The sequence below is a fragment of the Microbacterium sp. H6 genome (assembly GCF_003314775.1).
Classification (GTDB): Bacteria; Actinomycetota; Actinomycetes; order Actinomycetales; family Microbacteriaceae; genus Microbacterium; species Microbacterium oxydans.
This window is the reverse complement of the sequence record NZ_QOAY01000028.1, coordinates 1-1,618: the sequence shown is the minus strand read 5'-3', so window position 1 is coordinate 1,618 and position 1,618 is coordinate 1. Positions and strand designations below refer to the sequence as shown.

The 1,618-nt window shown below is 69.7% G+C and carries 1 protein-coding gene and 2 pseudogenes; all 3 read right to left on the bottom strand.

All coding sequences use genetic code 11. The features are described 5' to 3' along the window. Positions 1-188: pseudogene (locus DSP71_RS22875) on the bottom strand (hypothetical protein); the annotation flags it as partial. Further along, entirely contained in the window at positions 185-943 is a 759-nt protein-coding gene (locus DSP71_RS01305) for an SDR family NAD(P)-dependent oxidoreductase (RefSeq protein WP_058631069.1), read from the bottom strand. The pseudogene DSP71_RS22875 and the gene DSP71_RS01305, both read right to left, overlap by 4 nt. A 104-nt stretch (positions 944-1,047) precedes the next feature. Further along, positions 1,048-1,618 (bottom strand): annotated as a pseudogene (locus DSP71_RS01300) (hypothetical protein); the annotation flags it as partial.

Sequence of the window (1,618 nt, the reverse complement as noted above, 5' to 3'; positions counted from 1 at the left end):
AGACGGCCGACGATCTCGCCCATCGGCGCCTCCCGCGAAAGGCAGTACGCCATCCCGGTCGTTCCGTCATCGGCTGTCACCTGCACGGCGGAGTACTCTCGCCGCACGACTGTCATCGCGCCGAGCTGCAGTGGCGCAGGGAGCGGCAGTACGGCGGTGGCCGTGTCGATGCGGGCGATCGTGGTCATTCGGGCTTCTTCGCCAGGGGCACGCCGTAGTCCACCATGAAGCCACCGTCGACATACAGCGTCTGCCCGTTCATGTAGCGCGACTGGTCGGAGACGAGGAAGCTGACCGCGGCCGCGATCTCACTTGCCTCCGCCAGGCGCTTCGCGGGGATACGCGACAGGATCGTGTCCAGGCTCAGCGTCCCCTGCTCGACGCCCTGCCGGAAGACGCCCGTGTCGACGTAACCGGGCGCGACAGCGTTGACCCGCACACCGCGCGACGCCCACTCCGCCCCCGCCGTGGAGGTGAGTCCGATGACGGCGGCCTTGGTCGTGGCGTAGGGTGCCCGCCCCGCGGAGCCGCGCGAGGAGATGGAGGAGATGTTGACGATGCGGCCCTCACCACGGTCGAGCATGCGCTTCCCTGCGGCCTGGAGCGCGGAGAACACCCCGTGCAGGTTCACGTCGACGACCGCGGACCACTCATCCCACGTGAGGTCTTCGATGCCACGGTGCCGCTGGATCCCGGCGTTGTTCACGAGCACCTCGATGGGCCCGAGCTCCGCCTCGATCTCACCGAAGACCCGGTCGACCCCGGCGTGGTCGGTGACATCGAGCTCCCGCCACAGGATCCCGGCGGGGTTCTCGCCCGCGGTCAGCCCGGGGACGCGGTCGGTCGCGACGACGAGGTAGCCGTCCGCGGAGAGTCGCTGGCCGATCTCCCAGCCGATGCCGGCGGATCCTCCGGTGACGATGGCGACGGGTGCCTGACTCATGCGTGCTTCTCCTCAGTCATACGTTTGCTATAGCAGTCTACGGCCGCTCCCGTCGCGATGTTCCAGCCGAAAGCCTCGAAGTAGGTGGAATATCGCGACCGGAGCTAGGCCAACAACCCGGCCACCACCGACACGGCGTGGGACTCCAGGAGCTCGAGGGCGCCGGGAGCCAAGGGCGTCTGCCAGGACTGATAGGCGCCGCGGTCGTAGGCCTCGCGGGTCGGGAGGTACACGAACCCCGGGCCGTTCGTCAGGTTCATCACCACGATCGGCGTCTGGGGGAACCGCTCCCGCAGGGTCGTCTGCAGCCGCGAGTAGGCCTCACCCGGATGCCCCACGATCACGGCGTCCCCGAGCCGCCAGGCCCACACCGGATGCGACACGGTCGGCCCCTCGATGTAACCGTCGCGGAGGTTCCGCGCTCGTCCGAGGCGCTCCTCCCGCGAGCGCGGGTCGATGTCCTTCCACTCCTCGGCGAGTTCGTCCAGGGTGGGCAGGTCGCGCAGCGGCAGCTCGACGGCCGAGACGACTCCCGCCGCCTCCTCGCCGCCGTCCGCCGGGGTCCCTGTCCAGATCGCGAGCGGAGCACCCGACTCCACGACACCGTCCAACGTCAGCTCCTCGCCGGGCACAGGCAAGCCGTCCAACGCCGCGAGCACCGCGTGCCCGAGCGCG

Excerpts from the sequence above, each read along its gene's own strand:
- DSP71_RS01305 (WP_058631069.1), bottom strand. The coding sequence starts at position 943 with ATGAGTCAGGCACCCGTCGCCATCGTCACCGGAGGATCCGCCGGCATC.